This is a genomic window from Geobacillus sp. YHL, from assembly GCF_022341265.1.
In the GTDB taxonomy this organism is placed as follows: domain Bacteria; phylum Bacillota; class Bacilli; order Bacillales; family Anoxybacillaceae; genus Geobacillus; species Geobacillus thermoleovorans.
Window position 1 is genome coordinate 1 of record NZ_JAEIGB010000020.1, and the last position, 20,306, is coordinate 20,306.

General features: G+C 51.3%; 22 protein-coding genes and 2 rRNA genes. 23 read left to right on the forward strand and 1 reads right to left on the reverse strand.

Going from position 1 to position 20,306, the window contains the following annotated elements; translation table 11 throughout:
- The 10 genes from JCR24_RS14105 to rsmI all read left to right on the forward strand — a co-directional run.
- Positions 1-100: ribosomal RNA gene (locus JCR24_RS14105) — 23S ribosomal RNA — on the forward strand; the annotation flags it as partial.
- A gap of 535 nt (positions 101-635) precedes the next feature.
- A 5S ribosomal RNA gene (gene rrf / locus JCR24_RS14110) occupies positions 636-752 on the forward strand.
- A gap of 152 nt (positions 753-904) precedes the next feature.
- Positions 905-1,111, forward strand: a complete 207-nt coding sequence (locus JCR24_RS14115; RefSeq protein WP_238980838.1) for a sigma factor G inhibitor Gin — start codon at positions 905-907, stop codon at positions 1,109-1,111.
- Positions 1,112-1,281: 170 nt separating this feature from the next.
- Positions 1,282-2,715, forward strand: coding sequence for an aminotransferase class I/II-fold pyridoxal phosphate-dependent enzyme (locus tag JCR24_RS14120; protein WP_025039043.1), 1,434 nt, complete (start codon positions 1,282-1,284; stop codon positions 2,713-2,715).
- Positions 2,716-2,741: 26 nt separating this feature from the next.
- Positions 2,742-3,374: a dTMP kinase gene (tmk, locus tag JCR24_RS14125; RefSeq protein WP_014194560.1), complete on the forward strand. Its 633-nt coding sequence runs from the start codon at positions 2,742-2,744 to the stop codon at positions 3,372-3,374.
- A 79-nt stretch (positions 3,375-3,453) separates the two neighbouring features.
- On the forward strand, positions 3,454-4,446 hold the full coding sequence (holB, locus tag JCR24_RS14130; protein WP_021322628.1) for a DNA polymerase III subunit delta': 993 nt from the start codon (positions 3,454-3,456) through the stop codon (positions 4,444-4,446).
- Between the two features lie 14 nt (positions 4,447-4,460).
- Positions 4,461-5,288 carry a PSP1 domain-containing protein gene (locus tag JCR24_RS14135; protein ID WP_012820432.1) on the forward strand — a complete coding sequence of 276 codons (828 nt, stop codon included), beginning with the start codon at positions 4,461-4,463 and terminating at the stop codon, positions 5,286-5,288.
- A 15-nt stretch (positions 5,289-5,303) separates the two neighbouring features.
- Positions 5,304-5,666, forward strand: a complete 363-nt coding sequence (gene yabA, locus JCR24_RS14140; protein WP_011229543.1) for a DNA replication initiation control protein YabA — start codon at positions 5,304-5,306, stop codon at positions 5,664-5,666.
- Positions 5,667-5,726: 60 nt separating this feature from the next.
- Entirely contained in the window at positions 5,727-6,476 is a 750-nt protein-coding gene (locus JCR24_RS14145) for a tRNA1(Val) (adenine(37)-N6)-methyltransferase (RefSeq protein ID WP_014194562.1), read from the forward strand.
- Between the two features lie 15 nt (positions 6,477-6,491).
- The gene (rsmI, locus tag JCR24_RS14150; protein ID WP_014194563.1) at positions 6,492-7,403 is read left to right on the forward strand and encodes a 16S rRNA (cytidine(1402)-2'-O)-methyltransferase; all 912 of its coding nucleotides are present in this window, start codon (positions 6,492-6,494) and stop codon (positions 7,401-7,403) included.
- Between the two features lie 16 nt (positions 7,404-7,419).
- Here rsmI and JCR24_RS14155 read toward each other — a convergent pair whose 3' ends face one another.
- Complete coding sequence (locus tag JCR24_RS14155; protein ID WP_011229546.1) at positions 7,420-7,719, reverse strand: transition state genes transcriptional regulator AbrB; 300 nt, start codon at positions 7,717-7,719, stop codon at positions 7,420-7,422.
- Positions 7,720-8,114: 395 nt separating this feature from the next.
- Between JCR24_RS14155 and metG the strand changes: the two genes are divergently transcribed.
- From metG to glmU, 13 genes are all read left to right on the forward strand, one after another.
- The gene (metG, locus tag JCR24_RS14160; protein WP_238980839.1) at positions 8,115-10,067 is read left to right on the forward strand and encodes a methionine--tRNA ligase; all 1,953 of its coding nucleotides are present in this window, start codon (positions 8,115-8,117) and stop codon (positions 10,065-10,067) included.
- Between the two features lie 136 nt (positions 10,068-10,203).
- Positions 10,204-10,974, forward strand: a complete 771-nt coding sequence (locus tag JCR24_RS14165) for a TatD family hydrolase (protein ID WP_013143959.1) — start codon at positions 10,204-10,206, stop codon at positions 10,972-10,974.
- Between the two features lie 200 nt (positions 10,975-11,174).
- Positions 11,175-12,380 (forward strand): G5 and 3D domain-containing protein, encoded by a 1,206-nt coding sequence (locus JCR24_RS14170; protein ID WP_238980840.1) that lies wholly within the window; start codon positions 11,175-11,177, stop codon positions 12,378-12,380.
- A 257-nt stretch (positions 12,381-12,637) separates the two neighbouring features.
- Complete coding sequence (gene rnmV / locus JCR24_RS14175; RefSeq protein WP_014194568.1) at positions 12,638-13,201, forward strand: ribonuclease M5; 564 nt, start codon at positions 12,638-12,640, stop codon at positions 13,199-13,201.
- On the forward strand, positions 13,194-14,075 hold the full coding sequence (gene rsmA / locus JCR24_RS14180; RefSeq protein WP_096225976.1) for a 16S rRNA (adenine(1518)-N(6)/adenine(1519)-N(6))-dimethyltransferase RsmA: 882 nt from the start codon (positions 13,194-13,196) through the stop codon (positions 14,073-14,075). Before rnmV ends, rsmA begins: the two co-directional genes overlap by 8 nt.
- Before the next feature lie 139 nt (positions 14,076-14,214).
- A complete protein-coding gene (yabG, locus tag JCR24_RS14185; RefSeq protein WP_014194570.1) occupies positions 14,215-15,114 on the forward strand; it encodes a sporulation peptidase YabG in 900 nt (299 codons plus the stop codon).
- A gap of 183 nt (positions 15,115-15,297) precedes the next feature.
- The gene (veg, locus tag JCR24_RS14190) at positions 15,298-15,555 is read left to right on the forward strand and encodes a biofilm formation stimulator Veg (RefSeq protein WP_011229553.1); all 258 of its coding nucleotides are present in this window, start codon (positions 15,298-15,300) and stop codon (positions 15,553-15,555) included.
- Between the two features lie 250 nt (positions 15,556-15,805).
- Complete coding sequence (locus tag JCR24_RS14195; protein WP_013143961.1) at positions 15,806-15,985, forward strand: small, acid-soluble spore protein, alpha/beta type; 180 nt, start codon at positions 15,806-15,808, stop codon at positions 15,983-15,985.
- Between the two features lie 219 nt (positions 15,986-16,204).
- The gene (gene ispE, locus JCR24_RS14200) at positions 16,205-17,077 is read left to right on the forward strand and encodes a 4-(cytidine 5'-diphospho)-2-C-methyl-D-erythritol kinase (protein ID WP_013143962.1); all 873 of its coding nucleotides are present in this window, start codon (positions 16,205-16,207) and stop codon (positions 17,075-17,077) included.
- 55 nt (positions 17,078-17,132) lie between these two features.
- The gene (gene purR, locus JCR24_RS14205) at positions 17,133-17,954 is read left to right on the forward strand and encodes a pur operon repressor (RefSeq protein WP_014194574.1); all 822 of its coding nucleotides are present in this window, start codon (positions 17,133-17,135) and stop codon (positions 17,952-17,954) included.
- Positions 17,955-17,996: 42 nt separating this feature from the next.
- Complete coding sequence (locus JCR24_RS14210) at positions 17,997-18,371, forward strand: RidA family protein (RefSeq protein WP_011229557.1); 375 nt, start codon at positions 17,997-17,999, stop codon at positions 18,369-18,371.
- 125 nt (positions 18,372-18,496) lie between these two features.
- The gene (gene spoVG / locus JCR24_RS14215) at positions 18,497-18,787 is read left to right on the forward strand and encodes a septation regulator SpoVG (RefSeq protein ID WP_003247437.1); all 291 of its coding nucleotides are present in this window, start codon (positions 18,497-18,499) and stop codon (positions 18,785-18,787) included.
- Between the two features lie 132 nt (positions 18,788-18,919).
- Positions 18,920-20,296: a bifunctional UDP-N-acetylglucosamine diphosphorylase/glucosamine-1-phosphate N-acetyltransferase GlmU gene (glmU, locus tag JCR24_RS14220; RefSeq protein ID WP_023634490.1), complete on the forward strand. Its 1,377-nt coding sequence runs from the start codon at positions 18,920-18,922 to the stop codon at positions 20,294-20,296.
- Positions 20,297-20,306: the final 10 nt, after the last annotated feature.

A 20,306-nucleotide genomic window follows, 5' to 3' on the forward strand; every position in this document is an offset into this window, starting at 1 on the left:
CGGGTAAGATCCCTCGAAGATGACGAGGTCGATAGGTCCGAGGTGGAAGCGTGGCGACACGTGGAGCTGACGGATACTAATCGATCGAGGGCTTAACCTAGTGAGAAAAGTGGAAGCGCCGCGTTTAGCTCTCGAAGCCAAATGTTCTTCACCCGCAGGGGTGCTTGCACCCCGAGGGGGAAGGTTATTTGGCAGAAGAGAGCTAGGCGCTGGAACTGGACAGCAAGAAAAGTGGAGGCCGCCCGCTTATCGGCGAGGTGCGCTGGAGGGCCTGCGAGGAGGCTCGAACCAAGCGAAGCTTGGTTCTGCGTGGGTGGTGCCACAGGAGCGTATGCAATGTGTCGCCGCCGCAGCAGGACCGAAGCGTCGCGAGCCGATGGCGGCCGGAACTAGACAGCGAAAAGCGCAGGCGAGCGGGTCGCCGCGACGGGCAAATGTTCTTCGCCTGCAGGGATTTCCGATCCCGAAGGCGAAGGTTATTTGACCCCGAGCGGCGGCGAGCCGGAGCTGGACAATGCGAAAAGCGCAGGCGAGCGGCTTCTTCCAACGGTTATCTAGTTTTGAGGGAATGAACATCCTGTTGACAAATCCAACAGGATGGATATAATAATTACTGTCCAAGATGATCATCATTGCCTAGTGGCTATGGCGGAGGGGAAACACCCGTTCCCATCCCGAACACGGAAGTTAAGCCCTCCAGCGCCGATGGTAGTTGGGGCCAGCGCCCCTGCAAGAGTAGGTCGCTGCTAGGCAATAAACGAGCAGCCAGTTGCATTGGTGCAATTGGCTGTTTTCGTTTTTTGAGGAAAAAACGATAAGGACCCGCTCAATGTCTCTCTTCCTTTCATCTACTAGTATAGAATGTTAGCAATGTGGGAAACATAGAGGATGGGAGGTGGAGAGCGTGAGGACATCAATAGCAGACCGGAATCAACGCGAACATGTATGCATCGTTTGTGAACAGGAAAAAAAGGAAGGGATTTTCCTTTTTGGCCATTTTCTTTGTTTGGACTGCAACCGGGCGATTGCGCAAACGAATACGGACGACCCGAACTACTCGTTTTATGTGCGGCAGCTGCGCAAAATGTTTACATCGAAAATTCACTCGTAATCAGGTCCTGCATTTGGGCCTGTTTTTATTTGCGATTGACGCGACTCGTGCGTTTTTTCGGGCGTTTGTGATACTATATGTTTGATGTTTCTCCTGCATATCCCATGCATTTCGGCAGTCTGCCCGGATGATGGCCGTTCTGGGACAGACAGCAAGGAAAGAGGATGATGATGGATCAAACGAAAACTCCTTTATATGACGCTCTCGTGCACCATTGGGCGCGCCGCCCGGTTTCGTTTCACGTGCCGGGACATAAATACGGCGCTTTGTTTTCGAAACGAGGGAGAGATATGTTTGCGCCGCTGTTGGCGTTGGATGCGACGGAAATTTCCGGCTTGGATGACTTGCATCATCCTGAGTCGGTGATTGCCGAGGCGCAGGCGCTGGCGGCGGAGCTGTATGGCGTTAGGGAGACGTTTTTCCTTGTGAACGGTTCGACGGCAGGGAATTTGGCAATGATCGCCGCCGTGTGTGATGGAAAGAGGAAGAAAGTGATTGTACAACGCAATTGCCATAAATCGGTGATGCATGCATTGCAACTCATGGAAGCCACTCCTGTTCTACTTGCTCCCGAGTTTGATCGTGATGTGTGTGTCGCTTCGCACATTCGTCCTAAAGCGGTCAAAGAGGCGTTGGCGCTTCATGATGATGTTGCTGCGGTTGTATTGACGAACCCAAATTATTATGGAATGGCCGCCGATTTGACAGAAATCGTCCGTCTAGTTCATGAACATGGCATTCCGGTGCTGGTTGATGAGGCGCATGGCGCCCATTTCGTTGTCGGCCCCCCTTTTCCGACATCGGCGCTTCGCTATGGCGCCGATGTTGTCGTGCAGTCGGCGCATAAAACGTTGCCGGCGATGACGATGGGAGCGTTTTTGCATGTAAACAGCGAGCGGGTTGATCTTGAGCGGTTGAAATATTTTTTGCAGTTGTTTCAGTCAAGCAGCCCGTCTTACCCGATTATGGCGTCGCTCGATTTGGCGCGGAGTTATGTCGCCCAGCTTTCAAAAAGCGATGCGGCGGCGATCGTGGCAGAAATTGAGAAGTTTAAAGCAGCCTTGGCCGATATTGACGGGGTGGCAGTCGTTTGTTCCCGCCATTTTGGCGTACAGACCGACCCGCTGAAAGTAACGGTGCAGACGCGCTGTTCCTTGACCGGGTATGAACTGCAACGTTGGCTTGAGCGCGAAGGGGTGTTTGTCGAGCTTGCTGATCGAATGAACGTGCTTTTCGTTTGCCCGCTGGCGGTAACCGGGCGGCTTCAGGAAGCAGCGGAGAAAATCAAACGAGCGTGGCGCGATTTGCCAGATGGCGAGGCGCCGGTGTGTGACGCTTCGCCTTTTCTCGGACCGCTGCTATCGGTTTTAGTCCCGTATAATGAACTGCGCCATTTGCGGACAAAAGCTGTGGCGCTCGAGGAAGCTGAAGGACATATAGCGGCGGAAACGGTCATTCCATATCCGCCTGGGGTGCCGCTCGTGTGGGTCGGAGAACGGATCGGCCGCGGCCATATTGAACAGATCCGCCAGCTTCTTTGTCAGCGGGCGCACATACAAGGCGGAAGCCGGCTGAAAGATGGTCAGCTGGTTGTATACGAATAGGAAGGATGGAAAGGATGCCGCGAGTGATGAACGGATGCTTTTTTTCGTTTGAAGGACCGGAAGGAGCCGGCAAAACGACGATGATCAGCAAATTGGAGTCGTTGTTGCGTGAGCGGGGGATTGACGTCGTGGCGACGAGGGAACCGGGCGGGGTGCGCATTGCCGAGGCGATTCGCTCAATCATTTTAAACCGTGATTATACGGAAATGGACGGGCGGACGGAGGCGCTTTTGTATGCGGCGGCGCGCCGGCAGCATTTGCTTGAGAAAATCGTGCCGGCGCTTGAGGCTGGGTGCGTCGTCCTTTGCGACCGGTTTGTTGACAGTTCCCTCGCCTACCAGGGATTTGCCCGCGGGCTTGGCATTGAGGAAGTATGGAAAATTAATGAGTTCGCTATTGATGGGTATATGCCGTCGCTGACGATTTATTTTGATATCGATCCGCAAATTGGGCTTGAACGAATCCGACGAAACCGCAGCCGGGAAGTGAATCGGCTTGACCTTGAAACGTTGTCTTTTCATGAGAAGGTGCGAGAAGGGTATCGGGAACTCGCCAGACGGTTTGCCGACCGCATTGTCGTCATCGACGCGAACCGCCCGCTTGATGATGTATTCGCTGAAACAACGGCCGCGGTGCTTTCCCGTTTGAAAGGAAGATGACAGCGCCATTTCCATGAATCCGACCGTGATGATTCCTAGTGGACATGATAGAATAGAAATAAGAAATCAAGGAAGAGTGATGGCGATGCGATGGGAACAGCTAGCGAAACGCCAGCCGGTGGTGGCGAAAATGCTGCAAAGCGGCTTGGAAAAAGGGCGGATTTCTCATGCGTACTTGTTTGAGGGGCAGCGGGGGACGGGCAAAAAAGCGGCCAGTTTGTTGTTGGCGAAACGTTTGTTTTGTCTGTCCCCAATCGGAGTTTCCCCGTGTCTGGAGTGCCGCAACTGCCGGCGCATCGACTCCGGCAACCACCCTGACGTCCGGGTGATCAGCCCAGACGGAGGATCAATCAAAAAGGAACAAATCGAATGGCTGCAGCAAGAGTTCTCGAAAACAGCGGTCGAGTCGGATAAAAAAATGTACATCGTTGAGCACGCCGATCAAATGACGACAAGCGCTGCCAACAGCCTTCTGAAATTTTTGGAAGAGCCGCATCCGGGGACGGTGGCGGTATTGCTGACTGAGCAATACCACCGCCTGCTAGGGACGATCGTTTCCCGCTGTCAAGTGCTTTCGTTCCGGCCGTTGCCGCCGGCAGAGCTCGCTCAGGGACTTGTCGAGGAGCACGTGCCGTTGCCGTTGGCGCTGTTGGCTGCCCATTTGACAAACAGCTTCGAGGAAGCACTGGCGCTTGCCCAAGATAGTTGGTTTGCCGAGGCGCGAACATTAGTGCTACAATGGTATGAGATGCTGGGCAAGCCGGAGCTGCAGCTTTTGTTTTTCATCCACGACCGCTTGTTTCCGCATTTTTTGGAAAACCATCAGCTTGACCTTGGACTTGATTTGCTTTTATATTTATACCGCGATTTATTGCATATTCAAGCCGGGCAGATGGACGGCGTGTTATACCGCGATCAGCTGGACCGCCTGCAACGATGGGCGCTTGCTTGCCCGCAGCGGCGGATTTTGGCTGGCATGGAAGCGATTTTACAAGCGAAAACGCGTTTAAATACAACAAATATGAGCACAGCGTTGCTTGTTGAGCAGCTCGTTCTTCAATTAAAGCGGTAAAGGAGGGAGAGCCGTTGTATACGGTAGTCGGCGTCCGTTTTAAAAAAGCAGGGAAAATTTATTATTTTGACCCTGGCGATGCCGTTATTCCCGTCGGCGAATTCGTCATTGTCGAGACGGTCCGAGGCATTGAGTACGGAAAAGTCGTCATCGCCAATAAACAAGTCGACGAAAACGACATCGTGCTGCCGCTCAAAAAAGTGATCCGCGTGGCGAATGAGAAAGATAAATGGATTGTAGAAGAAAACAAAAAGGCGGCGCGCGAGGCGTATGACATTTGCTTGCGCAAAGTGGAGGAGCACGGGCTGGAAATGAAGCTCGTCGATGTGGAATATACGTTTGACCGCAATAAAGTGATCTTTTATTTCACTGCCGATGGGCGCGTCGATTTCCGCGAGCTTGTGAAAGACTTAGCGTCGATTTTCCGCACGCGCATCGAGCTGCGGCAAATCGGGGTGCGCGATGAGGCGAAAATGCTTGGCGGCATCGGGCCGTGCGGCCGCATGCTTTGCTGTTCGACGTTTTTAGGCGATTTTGAACCGGTGTCGATCAAAATGGCGAAAGATCAAAACTTGTCGCTCAATCCAACGAAAATTTCCGGGCTGTGCGGCCGGCTGATGTGTTGCCTGAAATATGAAAACGAAGAGTATGAGACGGCGAAAGAACAACTCCCGGATTTAGGGGAATATGTCGAAACACCGCACGGCTTCGGCAAAGTCGTCGGCTTGAACATTTTAGAGCGGGTGTTGCAAATCGAGCTTCCAGAATTCGGACGGGTCGTCGAATATACACTCGATGAGCTGATGAAAAACGGGACGTTGTCCATTCGCGTCGCGGATTAATTTGGGGTGGGGCCAGTGGAAAAAGTAGATAAAAAAGAAGTGTTTCGATCAGTGGCCAATATGGAAGAGCAACTTAGTTATTTTTACCGCGAGCTGGTGCAGCTGAAACAGCGCGTAACGGAGCTGTTAGAAGAGAATCACCAGCTGCAAATCGAAAATGCTCATTTGCGCCGTCGGCTTGAACAATTGTCAGAAGCATGGGAAGAAGGCAAACGAAAAGGGGACAAACATGGCAAAAAACTCATCGACATTGGCGAAGGGTATGACAATTTAGCCCGCCTTTACCAAGAAGGGTTTCATATTTGTCACATCCATTACGGAAGCATTCGCACCGAGGGCGATTGTTTGTTTTGCTTGTCGTTTTTGAACAAAAACTAAAGGCAGCGCCACCCTTTCCGTTTCGGAAAGGTTATTTTTTTCAATGGAGGATCGTGCGTCATGGTGGAATTGTACGAGGATGAACGGCTCGATTATTTGTTTAACGAAGAGCTCCGCATCATTCAAAGTCCATCTGTATTTTCGTTTTCCCTTGATGCCGTGCTCCTTGCTCATTTTGCCTATATGCCGATTCAAAAGGGGCAGATTGTTGATTTGTGCACGGGCAACGGGGTGATTCCCCTCTTGTTGAGCCGGCGAACAAAAGGGACGATCATCGGCATCGAAATTCAAGAACGGCTTTGCGACATGGCGAGGCGAAGCGTGCAATACAACGGGCTTGAAGGACAAATCGAGATCATACACGGCGACATTAAAGAAGCGCCGCAACGGATCGGTTACAGCCGGTACGATGTCGTCACGTGCAACCCCCCGTATTTTCCGGCAGTCGGCAAAGACGAACTGAGCAAAAATGAACATATCGCCATCGCCCGCCATGAAATTTATTGCACCCTAGAGGATGTGATTCGAGTCAGCAGCCAGCTGTTGAAGCAAGGAGGGAAGGCGGCGTTCGTCCACCGGCCCGGGCGGCTGCTTGATCTTGTGACGCTCATGCGCCAATACCGTCTTGAGCCGAAACGGCTCCGCTTTGTGTACCCGAAAGAGGGCAAAGAGGCGAACATGATTTTAATTGAAGGGACAAAAGACGCAAGCCCGGACTTAAAAGTGTTGCCTCCGCTTGTCGTGTATAATGAGAATAACGAATATACTGAGGAGACGAAGCGGATCTTATATGGCATTATTTCATCTTAAAGGGGCGGAACAAGGATGCTTTGGCAGCAAAAAAGTTTTACCGAACAAACGGAGCAAGGGACACTGTACATCGTGCCGACGCCGATCGGCAATTTGGAGGATATGACGTTTCGTGCGGTTAGGACGCTTCAGGAAGCTGACGTCATCGCCGCCGAGGACACAAGGCAGACGAAAAAGCTGCTCGCCCATTTCGGCATTCATACGCCGCTCGTCAGCTACCATGAGCATAATAAATACGCGAGCGGCCGGCAGCTTGTCGAATGGCTGAAGGAAGGAAAAACGGTGGCATTGGTGAGCGACGCCGGGATGCCCGGCATTTCCGATCCGGGTTATGAGCTTATTGTTGCGGCGCTTGCCGAGCGCTGCCGCGTCGTCCCTCTTCCTGGAGCGAACGCGGCATTGACAGCGCTTGTCGCCTCCGGGCTGCCCACGGACCGCTTTTTGTTTGTCGGCTTTTTGGAACGGGCGAAAAAAGAGAAAAAAGAGCAGCTGCTGTCATTAAAAACAGCGGCGGAGACGTTAATTTTTTATGAGGCGCCCCACCGCTTGAAAGAAACGCTCGCTCTTATGTATGATATATTCGGCAATCGGCGCATCGCTCTTGGCCGCGAGTTGACGAAACGGTTTGAGGAGTTCATCCGCGGCGATTTAAGCGATGCGGTCGCCTGGGCGGAAGAACATGACACCCGCGGTGAATTTTGCCTCATTGTCGAAGGGGCGCGAGACGGGAATAAACAAGAGCAAGAGGGAGAGGAATGGTGGCAGCCGCTTTCGCTTGTCGAACATGTCGATTATTATATTCGCGAGCACAGCCTTTCCGTCAAGGAGGCGGTGAAACAGGCGGCCAGTGATCGAAATATGTCGAAACGCGACGTTTATCGGCAGTATCATCAACAGCAAGAAGAAGAAAAAAAAGAGTTTCTCTGAAGCCAGAGAAACTTTTTTATTCTTTTTCTTTGTCTGTTGCTGCTTCTAGATGCTGTTGGATCTCCTGCAGCAAAATTTCTGCGCCTTCGCGGCTTAAAATGATTTTGCCGCCGGCCAGTTTGAAGTTGTCGTCCGACACTTCGCCGGTGACAACACACGTCATGTTCGGCTTATACTTTTTCAAAATGATGCGGTCATCGTCAACATAAATTTCCAACGCATCTTTTTCGTTAATATCCAACGTACGTCGCAGCTCAATTGGAATGACGACGCGGCCTAACTCATCGACTTTACGCACGATCCCTGTCGATTTCATCGTCGATTCTCCTCTCCGCAAAAAAGTTTTTTGTCGTTTATTCGTCAATATTCGACAAATTTCCTACAACCTAATCATATCAGTGTTTCCATTAAGCGTCAATCCTTTAATATGTAAAATTTAAAAAAAATGTATATTGTTATTTCAAAAAAAGTTTGTTTAGAAAGAAAGGAGAAAACGAATGAATTTGCCCATCTAAACTCTATCCTTGTATAACAAATTCGCAGCGATGGCTGAAAACGCGGCCGTATTTTTGCCGGTTTGGGTATATTTTTTCAGCCCACGAGAAATAGATGTTTTTGTAGAATGAAAAAATTATGTAAAATAGAAGTAACGCCGCTCTCGTCGCCGGACGGGGGCTTTTGTGCTCAACAGTACGAGGGAGGGCCTAACCGATGGAGAAAAAAACGTTTTATTTGACGACGCCGATTTATTACCCGAGCGACCGCCTGCATATCGGTCATGCTTACACAACGGTGGCGGGGGACGCCATGGCTCGCTATAAACGGATGCGCGGCTACGATGTCATGTATTTGACCGGCACCGATGAGCATGGGCAAAAAATTCAGCGCAAGGCGGAAGAAAAAGGAGTAACGCCGCAGCAATACGTCGATGAGATCGTCGCTGGCATTCAGGAGCTATGGAAGAAGCTCGACATTTCCTACGACGATTTTATTCGCACAACGCAGGAGCGGCATAAAAAAGTCGTCGAACAAATTTTTACCCGTCTTGTCGAACAAGGCGATATTTATTTGGGCGAATATGAAGGCTGGTATTGTACGCCGTGCGAATCGTTTTACACTGAGCGGCAGCTTGTGGACGGCAACTGTCCGGACTGCGGCCGGCCTGTTGAGAAAGTGAAAGAAGAGTCCTATTTCTTCCGGATGAGCAAATATGTCGACCGCTTGTTGCAATATTACGAAGAAAATCCCGATTTTATCCAACCGGAATCGCGGAAAAATGAGATGATCAACAACTTCATTAAGCCGGGGCTTGAGGATTTGGCTGTGTCCCGGACGACGTTCGATTGGGGCATTAAAGTGCCAGGCAATCCGAAGCATGTCATCTATGTCTGGATCGACGCGCTTGCCAACTATATCACAGCGCTCGGCTACGGCACGGACAACGATGAAAAGTTCCGCAAATATTGGCCGGCGGACGTCCATTTGGTCGGCAAAGAAATCGTCCGTTTCCATACGATTTATTGGCCGATTATGTTGATGGCGCTCGGCTTGCCGTTGCCGAAAAAAGTATTCGGCCATGGCTGGTTGCTGATGAAGGATGGAAAAATGTCCAAATCGAAAGGCAATGTCGTCGACCCAGTGACGCTCATCGACCGGTATGGGCTTGATGCGCTCCGCTATTATTTGCTGCGGGAAGTGCCGTTCGGCGCTGATGGCGTGTTTACGCCGGAAGGATTTATTGAGCGCATCAACTATGACTTGGCCAACGACTTAGGCAACTTGTTGCACCGTACCGTGGCGATGATCGAGAAATATTTCGACGGCGTTATTCCGCCATACCGCGGGCCGAAAACACCGTTTGACCAAGAGTTGGTGCAAACGGCGCGCGAAGTGGTGCGTCAATATGAAGAAGCGATGGAGGGAATGGAGTTTTCCGTCGCGCTCGCCGCTGTTTGGCAGTTGATTAGCCGGACGAACAAATATATCGATGAAACGCAGCCATGGGTATTGGCGAAAGACGAACAGAAACGGGATGAGCTTGCCGCCGTCATGACCCACTTGGCTGAATCGCTTCGCCATACGGCAGTGCTGCTCCAGCCGTTTTTGACGCGCACGCCGGAGCGCATGTTCGCTCAGCTCGGCATCACGGATCATTCATTAAAAGAATGGGATAGCTTGTACGATTTCGGCCTCATTCCGGAAGGGACAAAAGTGCAAAAGGGAGAACCGCTCTTCCCGCGCCTCGACATCGAAGCGGAAGTGGAGTACATTAAGGCGCATATGCAAGGGGGCAAACCGGCCGCCGAACCGGTAAAAGAGAAAAAAAAAGCAGCGGAGGCGGCGGAAATTTCGATTGACGAGTTCGCCAAAATCGATTTGCGCGTCGCTGAAGTCATCCATGCCGAACGGATAAAAAACGCCGATAAGCTGTTGAAGCTTCAGCTTGACCTTGGCGGCGAGAAGCGGCAAGTGATCTCCGGCATTGCTGAGTTTTACAAACCAGAAGAACTAGTCGGCAAAAAAGTCATTTGCGTCGCCAATTTAAAACCAGCCAAGCTTCGCGGCGAATGGTCGGAAGGCATGATTCTAGCCGGAGGCAACGGCGGGGAATTTTCGCTGGCGACGGTTGATCAACACGTGCCGAATGGAACGAAAATCAAATAACGGTTTGCTTGGCAGGGGGGTGTTGCGCTTGACACCTCCTTGTCGCTATTTTGTAATGGAAATGTTAACGAAATGTGACGTATGTAACCAATTTCTATGCTACACTTAACATCAAGGTGGAAAAGAGGGCATTAGTATGCTGTTTGATACGCACGCACATTTGAATGCAGTCCAATACGAAGAAGATTTGGAACAAGTCATTGAACGCGCCCGCGATGAAGGGGTTTCACACATTGTCGTCGTCGGGTTTGACCGTCCGACGATCGATCGGGCGATCGAGCTGGCCGAGCGGTATCCGTTTATTTATGCGGCGGTTGGCTGGCATCCGGTTGATGCGATCGAGATGACGGACGATGATTTGCAGATGATTGAACAGCTCGCCGCTCACCCGAAAGTCGTGGCGCTCGGCGAGATGGGGCTTGACTACCATTGGGATAAATCGCCGAAAGACGTGCAACAAGAGGTGTTCCGGCAGCAAATCCGGCTGGCTAAAAAGGTGAAGTTGCCGATCATTATTCATAACCGTGAGGCGACGGCAGATATTTTAAAAATTTTGCAAGAGGAAAACGCCGCCGAAGTCGGCGGGATTATGCATTGTTTCAGCGGCAGCGTCGAGGTGGCCAAACAGTGCATGGACATGAATTTTCTCATTTCCCTTGGCGGACCGGTCACGTTTAAAAATGCGAAAAAACCGAAGGAAGTGGCGAAGGAGATTCCACTGAGCCATTTATTGATCGAAACCGATTGTCCATATTTAACGCCTCACCCTTTCCGCGGCAAACGAAACGAGCCGAGCTATGTCAAATACGTTGCCGAAGCGATCGCACAGATCAAAAACATTTCTTTTGCCGAAGTAGCGGAAACAACGGCGGAAAATGCCAAAAAATTGTTCGCCATCGACCGCTAAAATTAGGCGTCGAACAGCGGGGAAGCTTGTCGAAGGTGCGGCGAAGACGATAAAATTCTACAAATTCAGCCGATATGAGCCAACCGCGTGTCGACAAGTCTTCCTTCCTTTTTCACTGAATTTTCTGCATAATAGAGTATGCTCGTGCGTACATGTTAAAGGGAGAGGGGAATTCCGTAGAAAAAGGAGGCGTTCATCTGATGTTGCCGAATGGGAGGAAATGGCTGGACTTATGGAGGAAAAACGTGACCGTCACAGCGGGCGGGTTTCTCGCCATCTCCGCGACGACAGGGGTTGCTGGATATGAGATGGCCAAAGACGATGTGACGCTGATCAAAAACGGAAACAAACAAGAAATTCGCACTCATGCGAAAACGGTGAAAGAGCTGCTTGCGGAGCAAAACATTCAACCGCGCAAAGAAGATTATGTTTATCCGTCTCTCCACTCACCGATCACCGACGATCTCCATATCGTTTGGGAAGCGAGCAAAGAAGTGACGCTGACGGTCAATGGAAAAAAGAAAAAGATATGGACGACAGCCGATACAGTCGCGGAGCTGCTCCGTTCGCAGCACGTGGCAGTCGGGCCGTATGACAAAGTGGCGCCGGCGCTTTCGGCGAAAATTCAAAAAGGCATGGACATCGGCGTTGAAAAGGCGTTTCCAGTCCACGTCAATGTCGGCGGTAAACAACAGCAGGTATGGACAACTTCGACTACGGTCGCTGACTTTTTGAAGCAGCAAGGGATTCAGCTAGGTCAACTCGATCGGATAGAGCCCTCCTTGCACGAAATGGTCAAAGAACAGATGACCATTCGCGTGGTCCGAGTAAAAAAAGTCACCGATGTAGTGGAAGAACCCGTCGACTTTGCCGTGGTGACAAAACGGGACGACTCATTGCCGAAAGGAGAGCGGCGCGTCATTCAGCCTGGAGAAAAAGGGATGGTTCAAAAAACGTATGAGGTGACATTGGAAAACGGCAAAGAAACGGCGCGCAAACTAATCGCTGCGAAAACGCTAAAAGAAAGCAAGGCGCGCATTGTCGCCATCGGCACGAAAACTGTGCGCTCAGCTGCCGCGCCCGACCGCCCGTCCTCGCGCGGCTCGGACCATGCCGCGAAGGAATTTTACGTCACCGCCACCGCCTACACTGCCTATTGTGCAGGCTGTTCAGGCATAACAAGCACGGGCATCAACTTGCGCAAAAATCCTTCCGCTAAAGTGATTGCGGTCGACCCGTCCATCATCCCCCTTGGGTCGAAAGTGTATGTGGAAGGATACGGATATGCCATTGCCGCTGACACCGGCTCAGGCATCCGCGGATATAAAATTGATGTGTTTTTCCCGGAACGGTCGGATGCGTTTCGTTGGGGCAGAAAGCGCGTGAAAATACGGGTATTGCCATAGAGATGCGATGGGAGAACGAAGCGGAGGGTTTTTTCCCTCTGCTTTTTTTCGCTATAATGGCATTGTGCCGCGACAATGCGCGCCGTTTCTGCTAAATTAGACGATGCAAACGGAAAAAAAGTTTCAGCGAAATTCAAAAAATAATAAGGGAATGAAGCGGCTTTCGGCGATGATTCGCCTTACTTTTGATTTTACCGGAAAGGAGGCATTGCAGAAATAGGAAAAAGAGACGATTCCGTTGTTTCTGCAATGGGAGGATGAAGATCAAAGAAGTGATCGTTGTGGAAGGAAAAGATGATACGGCGGCGATCCGGCGCGCCGTCGATGCCGATACAATCGAGACAAACGGAGCAGCAGTGGGCGCGGATGTCATTGAGCGGATCAAGCTGGCGAAAGAGCGCCGCGGCGTGATCATTTTTACCGATCCCGATTTTCCCGGCGAAAAAATTCGCCGCACGATTGCCGAACAGGTGCCGGGGTGCAAGCATGCCTTTTTGCCGCGCGAGGCAGCCAAAGCGAAAAACGGCAAGGGCATCGGGGTTGAGCACGCGTCCCCTGACGAAATCCGTCGGGCGCTCGCCAACGTGTATGAAGAGGCGTCGGATTGGAAGGAAGAAATTACGTTTGCTGAACTGATCGAGGCTGGGTTGATCGGCGGTGCGATGGCGCGCCGGCGGCGGCAGCGTCTCGGCGAGGAGCTGAAAATCGGCTATGCGAACGGTCGGCAGTTTCATAAGCGGCTGCAAGTGTTCCGCATTTCCCGTGATGCTTTTTATGCCGCGTTAGCGCACGTGATGCAGGAGGAGGCAGACGATGTATAAAGATATTGCAACACCGCGGCGGACGAAAGAAATTTTGGAGCGATATGGCTTTTCGTTTAAAAAGAGCCTTGGGCAAAACTTTTTGATCGATGCGAACATTTTGCGGAAAATCGTGGATGTTGCCGACATCTCCCCTGATACAGGAGCGATTGAAATCGGACCGGGCATCGGAGCGTTGACGGAACAATTGGCGCGACGGGCGAAAAAAGTCGTCGCTTTCGAAATCGACGGCCGACTGTTGCCCATTTTGGCCGACACGCTGTCTCCTTATGACAATGTGCGCATCTTTCACCAAGATGTATTAAAGGCCGACTTGCATGCCGTCATCGCCGAGGAACTGGCTGATGTAAGCGACCGGATGGTCGTCGCCAACTTACCTTATTATGTGACGACACCGATCATTATGAAGCTGCTTACCGAGCGGTTGCCGATCCGAGGCATGGTCGTCATGCTGCAAAAAGAAGTCGCCGACCGTCTTGCCGCTAAGCCAGGGACAAAAGATTACGGCTCGCTGACGATCGCTGTGCAGTATTATACCGAAGCGGAAGTCGTCATGACGGTGCCGCGCACCGTCTTTATGCCGCAGCCGAACGTTGATTCTGCTGTCATCCGGCTCGTAAAGCGGCAGCATCCGCCTGTTGTTGTCGACGATGAGGGCGTGTTTTTCCAAGTGGTGCGGGCAAGCTTCGCCCAGCGCCGCAAAACGCTGTTCAACAACTTAACAAACAATTTGCCGGGAGGAAAAGAGAACAAAGAGCAAATTGAACGAGTGCTCGTTGCTTTGGGCATTGACCCGCGCCGCCGCGGAGAGACGCTTGACATCGCTGAGTTTGCTTCATTAAGCAACGCGTTGGCACCGCTTTTCGGCAAATGAAGGAGTCGTAAAGAAAGCGCTCCTCTAGGGGGCAGCGGTCTTTTCGTCAACCAAAGCCGTCCAAACAGGCGTCTATCACCTATTGTCCGCACGTGCATATCGTATGGATGACAACGATTATGCAATGGAGTGAGCGGTGATGGACGTCATTAAAATCGGCGATATTGTCGCCCGCAAGTCTTACCAATGTGATTTATTGTTCCGAGTGATTGATATTAAAGAAAAAAACGGCGAGTGGGAAGCGATTTTGTATGGTGAAGACGTGCGCCTCGTCGCGGACGCTCCGTGCAGCGATTTAGTCGTCATCGATGAGCAGGAGCAACAGGAACGGAAAAAGCGGGAAATCGAGCTGATCGAACAATCGTATCGGCTTTTTCGCCAAGATTATCAGGCGATCAAGCAAAAAGTCGAATATCGGGCGACCGGCGGATACCGGGTGGAGAAAGATTTTTTTCAAATTCCGGGGCGCGTTCTTCATTTGGATGGCGACCCGTTATATTTGCGCAAATGTATGGATTTGTATGAGCGGATCGGCGTGCCGGTGCACGGCATTTACTGCGAGGAAAGCGAAATGCCGGAAAAAGTTGGCTACTGGATCGAGCAGTTTCGCCCTGATATTTTAGTCATCACCGGGCATGATTCGTATTCGAAGTCAAAAGGAAAGGTGCATGAGTTAAAAGCGTACCGCCATTCGCGCCATTTTGTGCAAACGGTGAAAGAGGCGCGCAAAAAAGTGCCCCATTTGGACCAACTGATCATTTTCGCCGGCGCCTGCCAGTCGCACTTTGAGTCGCTCATCCGCGCTGGGGCGAATTTTGCCAGTTCACCAGCGCGGGTGAACATTCATGCTTTGGACCCCGTCTATATCGTTTCGCGCCTCAGCTTCACCCCGTTCACCGAAACGGTCGACGTATGGGATGTGTTGCGCAACACGTTAACTGGGGAAAAGGGGCTTGGTGGGGTGGAAACGAAAGGCGTGCTCCGCACCGGGATGCCGTTTCGCCTCATTGAGAATCGAGAGGAAAACCGCCGCAGTTGATGGGCGGTTTTTTCTATACGTCCGTCACATTTTTTTTACAAAAAAGTTCCACATCACACATAAAAAGAAGGATATTGTAGAAAAATATACATTGACAGAAATAAAAATGCCCTGATATAATTTTTATTTTTTGACTTTAGACATCATCTTTGTTATAATTACAAATAGTGAGGTGGATGATGAATGCCAAAGACTTTATCCGATATTAAAAAAACGCTGGATTCCAATATCGGGAAACGGTTGACGCTGCGGGCCAACGGCGGACGCAGAAAAATGATTGAGCGTTGTGGTATTTTGGCGGAAACATATCCATCCGTATTTGTCATTGAGCTGGATCAAAAAGAGAATTCGTTTGAACGCGTATCGTTCAGCTACGCCGACGTATTGACAGAGACGGTAAAGTTGACGTTTTGGGATGATGAGCAAGCAGGGGGGCAGTAGACAGATTTGTTTGCTGCTTTTTGTTTTTTGTTTTGTCATAAATAGGTGACGTGAACGACTCCCACTTCGTTTTGTTTGAAGCGGGAGTTTTCTTTCGGAACTATGATAAAACCGCCCTCTTTATTTCATACTAAAACTGCCGCAGCCGCCTTTTGCCCGGCCAAATGCAAAGCCGGCTTGTTGATGCGCCGGCGGGTTGCCAAACGTTTCATGCCATAGCGCCAATGAACATGGAAAGGGGTTGCTGACATTGGGTCGACGCCGCGGGATTATGTCGCAACGCTTGAAAGAAGAGCTGGCGAAAGAGTTGGGCTTTTACGATGTCGTGCAACGTGAGGGGTGGGGCGCCATCCGCGCGAAAGACGCAGGAAACATGGTCAGATTGGCGATTGAACGGGCGGAGCGGCAGCTGGCCGGAACAACGGAATAGCGCCGGTAGCGGGGCGTGTTGCGGCGAGGGTGTCCCGAACGGGGCGCCCTTTTTTGCATACATATATTGTTTGGCGTCGTCGCCAGAACATGGTAATATGATAAAATGGGTTGACGAAAGAAAGGCGGATGAGACGGGGCAAAGACGGCGGAGATGGAAAGCAGCCGATGGATGCCGATCCGCTTATTCATGATTGCGCGTGGAAGCAGGTGAGGATGAGTGAGGTTGTCGATAAAAGCGCCGGCGAAAATCAATTTGTCACTCGACGTTCTTTATAAGCGCCCGGATGGTTACCATGAAGTGAAAATGGTGATGACGACGATCGATTTGGCCGATCGCATTGAGCTTGTCGCGTTGCCGGAGGAAGATGCGATCCGCATCGTTTCGCAAAACCGCTTTGTGCCGGATGATTGCCGCAACTTGGCGTATCAGGCGGCTAAGCTTCTTAAAGAGACGTTTTCGATCCGCCAAGGGGTGGCCATTTCGATTACGAAGCATATTCCGGTGGCCGCCGGATTGGCGGGAGGAAGCAGCGATGCGGCGGCGACGCTGCGTGGGTTGAACAAGCTTTGGCAACTTGGATTAACGATGGATGAACTGGCAGAGCTCGGGGCGAAAATCGGATCAGATGTCGCTTTTTGCGTCTACGGCGGAACCGCCTTGGCGACGGGGCGCGGGGAAATCATCACTCCGATCGCTTCGCCGCCGCCGTGCTGGGTTGTGCTGGCCAAGCCCCCGATCGGTGTATCGACGGCGGAAGTGTACCGAAACTTGGAACTTGAGCGTGTCAGCCATCCAGACGTCGATGCGATGGTGAGAGCGATCGAGCGGCAAGATTATGCGGCGATCTGCCGGTTGGTCGGCAATGTTCTTGAGGAAGTGACGTTGAAAAAATATCCGGAAGTCGCGCATATTAAAGAACAAATGAAGCGGTTTGGCGCTGATGCGGTGCTGATGAGCGGCAGCGGGCCGACCGTGTTTGGACTGATCGAGCACGATTCGAGAATGCAGCGGGTATACAATGGGTTGCGCGGCTTTTGTGACCAAGTGTTTGCGGTGAGAATGTTAGGAGAACGACATTCTCTTGATTAAACACGTACATTTTTGTTAAAATATATTTATAATATTCGGTTTCAGGAGGTCGGCTATGAAGCTAAGGCGAAGCGGCCGTTTAGTTGATATGACGCATTATCTTCTTGAACGGCCACATCAGCTCATTCCGCTTACATTTTTTGCCGAGCGGTACGAATCGGCCAAATCGTCGATCAGCGAAGATTTGGCCATCATTAAGCAGACGTTCGAGCAGCAAGGAATCGGAACCGTTCGGACGCTGCCCGGCGCTGCCGGTGGCGTGCAATACATTCCAAAAATGGCTGCTGAGGAAGCGGAAGAAGTGGTTGCGTATTTGTGTGAACAACTGTCGCGTCCGGATCGGCTTCTTCCCGGCGGATATTTGTATATGACCGACATTCTTGGCGATCCCCGTATTATGAACAAAATCGGCCGCCTTTATGCGTCGATGTTTGCCGACCGTCCGGTGGATGTCGTCATGACGATCGCCACCAATGGGATTCCGTTCGCGTATGCCATCGCCAACTTTTTGTATGTGCCCGTTGTCATCGTCCGCCATGACAATAAAGTGACAGAAGGACCGATGGTGAGCATCAATTACGTATCCGGCTCGTCCAAACGCATCCAAACGATGGTCCTATCGAAGCGCAGCTTAGCGGAAGGAGCCAATGTGCTCATCGTCGACGATTTTATGAAGGCGGGGGGTACAATCAACGGCATGATCAGTTTGCTGCAGGAGTTTAACGGCAATGTCTCCGGCATTGGCGTGCTCGTCGAGTCGGAGGAGGCGAAAGAACGGTTGGTCGACGAATACATTTCACTCGTCAAACTGTCCGAGGTCGACGTAAAAGAAAAGCGGATCGCTGTCAAAGAAGGCAATTACAAAGCGTTTTTATAGCACTCGCTGCTTGACATAAAAATCAAGAAAGGAGACTGGCTCATGAGAAAGGTAGAGACAACGAAGGCGCCGCAAGCGATCGGCCCATATTCGCAAGGGATCATCGTCAACAACATGTTTTACAGCTCGGGGCAAATCCCGCTCACTCCAGAAGGGGAATTGGTGAAAGGCGACATTCAAGCGCAGACGCATCAAGTGTTCCAAAACTTGAAGGCCGTATTGGAAGCGGCCGGCGCTTCGCTCGATACGGTGGTGAAAACGACCGTATTTCTGAAAAATATGGATGATTTCGCGGCCATGAATGAAGTGTACAGCCAATACTTCCCGAACCATAAGCCGGCGCGCTCGTGCGTGGAAGTAGCCCGGCTGCCGAAAGATGTCCTTGTCGAAATTGAAGTCGTTGCCCTCGTTCCGTAATGATTAGCCCCACTTTTTCCCTACATAAAAATTTATAAAAAATTTTTCGAAAAAAGAAGGAAATGACTCGAGCACGTGGAATTCATTACATCGAGTCTCATATAGGGGAAAAGGTGGTGAGCAAAATGGAAGTGACAGACGTAAGATTACGCCGCGTCAATACCGAAGGACGGATGAAAGCGATCGCCTCCATTACGTTGGACAACGAGTTCGTCGTCCATGACATCCGCGTCATCGACGGAAACAATGGGCTGTTCGTCGCGATGCCGAGCAAGCGCACACCAGATGGGGAGTTCCGTGATATCGCTCATCCGATCAATTCCGCCACGCGCGGGAAAATCCAGGAGGCGATCCTCGCTGAATATCACCGCCTCGGGAAGTTGGAAGAAGAACTTGAAGAAGCTGGCGCTTCGTAAACATATGAAAGGGAGCTTAGGTGAAATTCACCAAGCTCTCTATTTTTTTGGCAACCGCATTGTTTCCTTGAAAAGTGCCACTGATTCATATATATTCAATTATGGATAAAAGGGTAATTGGAGGCCTTTCACATGAAGCGATATGCGGTCATTTTGGCGGCCGGACAAGGGACGAGGATGAAATCAAAGTGGTATAAAGTGCTTCATCCCGTTTGCGGCAAGCCAATGGTTCAGCACGTCATCGACCAAGTGTCGAAGCTTGGGGTGGAAAAAACGATTGCGGTAGTGGGATTTGGGGCGGAACAAGTGAAAGAACAGCTCGGCTCTCAGTGTGAATATGCCCTGCAGGAGGAGCAACTCGGGACGGCGCATGCAGTCATGCAGGCGGCTCCGCATTTGCGCGGCCTTGAAGGAGTGACGATTGTCGTCTGTGGGGATACGCCGCTCATCACCGCTGAGACGATGGAGACGCTCGTCGAGCATCATATGGCCGCCAAGGCGAAGGCGACCGTATTGACGGCCATCGCTGATGATCCGTCCGGATATGGCCGCATTGTCCGCAACCAGGCTGGCCATGTCGAGAAAATTGTCGAACATAAGGATGCGAGCGAGCAAGAGCGGAACATTCGCGAGATTAACACGGGAATCTATTGCTTTGACAACCAGACATTGTTTCAAGCGCTTACAAAAGTGACCAACCACAACGCTCAAGGTGAATATTATTTAACGGATGTGATTGAAATTATCAAAGCCGACGGCGGCGTTGTATCCGCCTATCAGGCGCCGTCGTTTGAGGAAACGATCGGCGTAAACGACCGCATCGCTCTCGCTGAAGCGGAGCGGATCATGCGTGCTCGAATTTGCCGTCAGCATATGAAAAACGGGGTCACGATCATCGATCCGGCTTCCACTTATATTTCCGCCGAGGCGATGATCGGACGCGACACGGTCATTTACCCCGGCACGGTGATTGAAGGCGAGACGGTGATCGGTGAGGATTGCGTCATTGGGCCCAATTCGGAAATTAAAAATTGCTATATCGGCCATCGCACATCGATTCGCCATTCGGTCGCCCATGACAGCGAGATTGGTTCGGATGTGACGATCGGCCCGTTCGCCCATATTCGACCGCTGTCAAAAATCGACGATGAGGTGCGGATCGGCAATTTCGTCGAGGTGAAAAAATCGACGTTCGGCAAAGGAAGCAAGGCGCCGCATTTGAGTTATATCGGCGATGCTGAAGTCGGCGCCGATGTCAATCTTGGCTGCGGGTCGATTACGGTCAACTACGACGGCGTGAATAAGCATATGACCAAAATCGAAAATGGGGCGTTTATCGGTTGCAATGTCAATTTGATTGCACCGGTTACGGTAGGACAAGGCGCTTACGTCGCCGCCGGATCGACGATCACGAATGACGTCCCCGGTCGCGCGCTCGCCATTGCCCGCGCCCGGCAAGTCAATAAAGAAAATTATGTCGATCGCCTGCCAGGCAAGAAAAAATCTTAGCGGAGGTCTA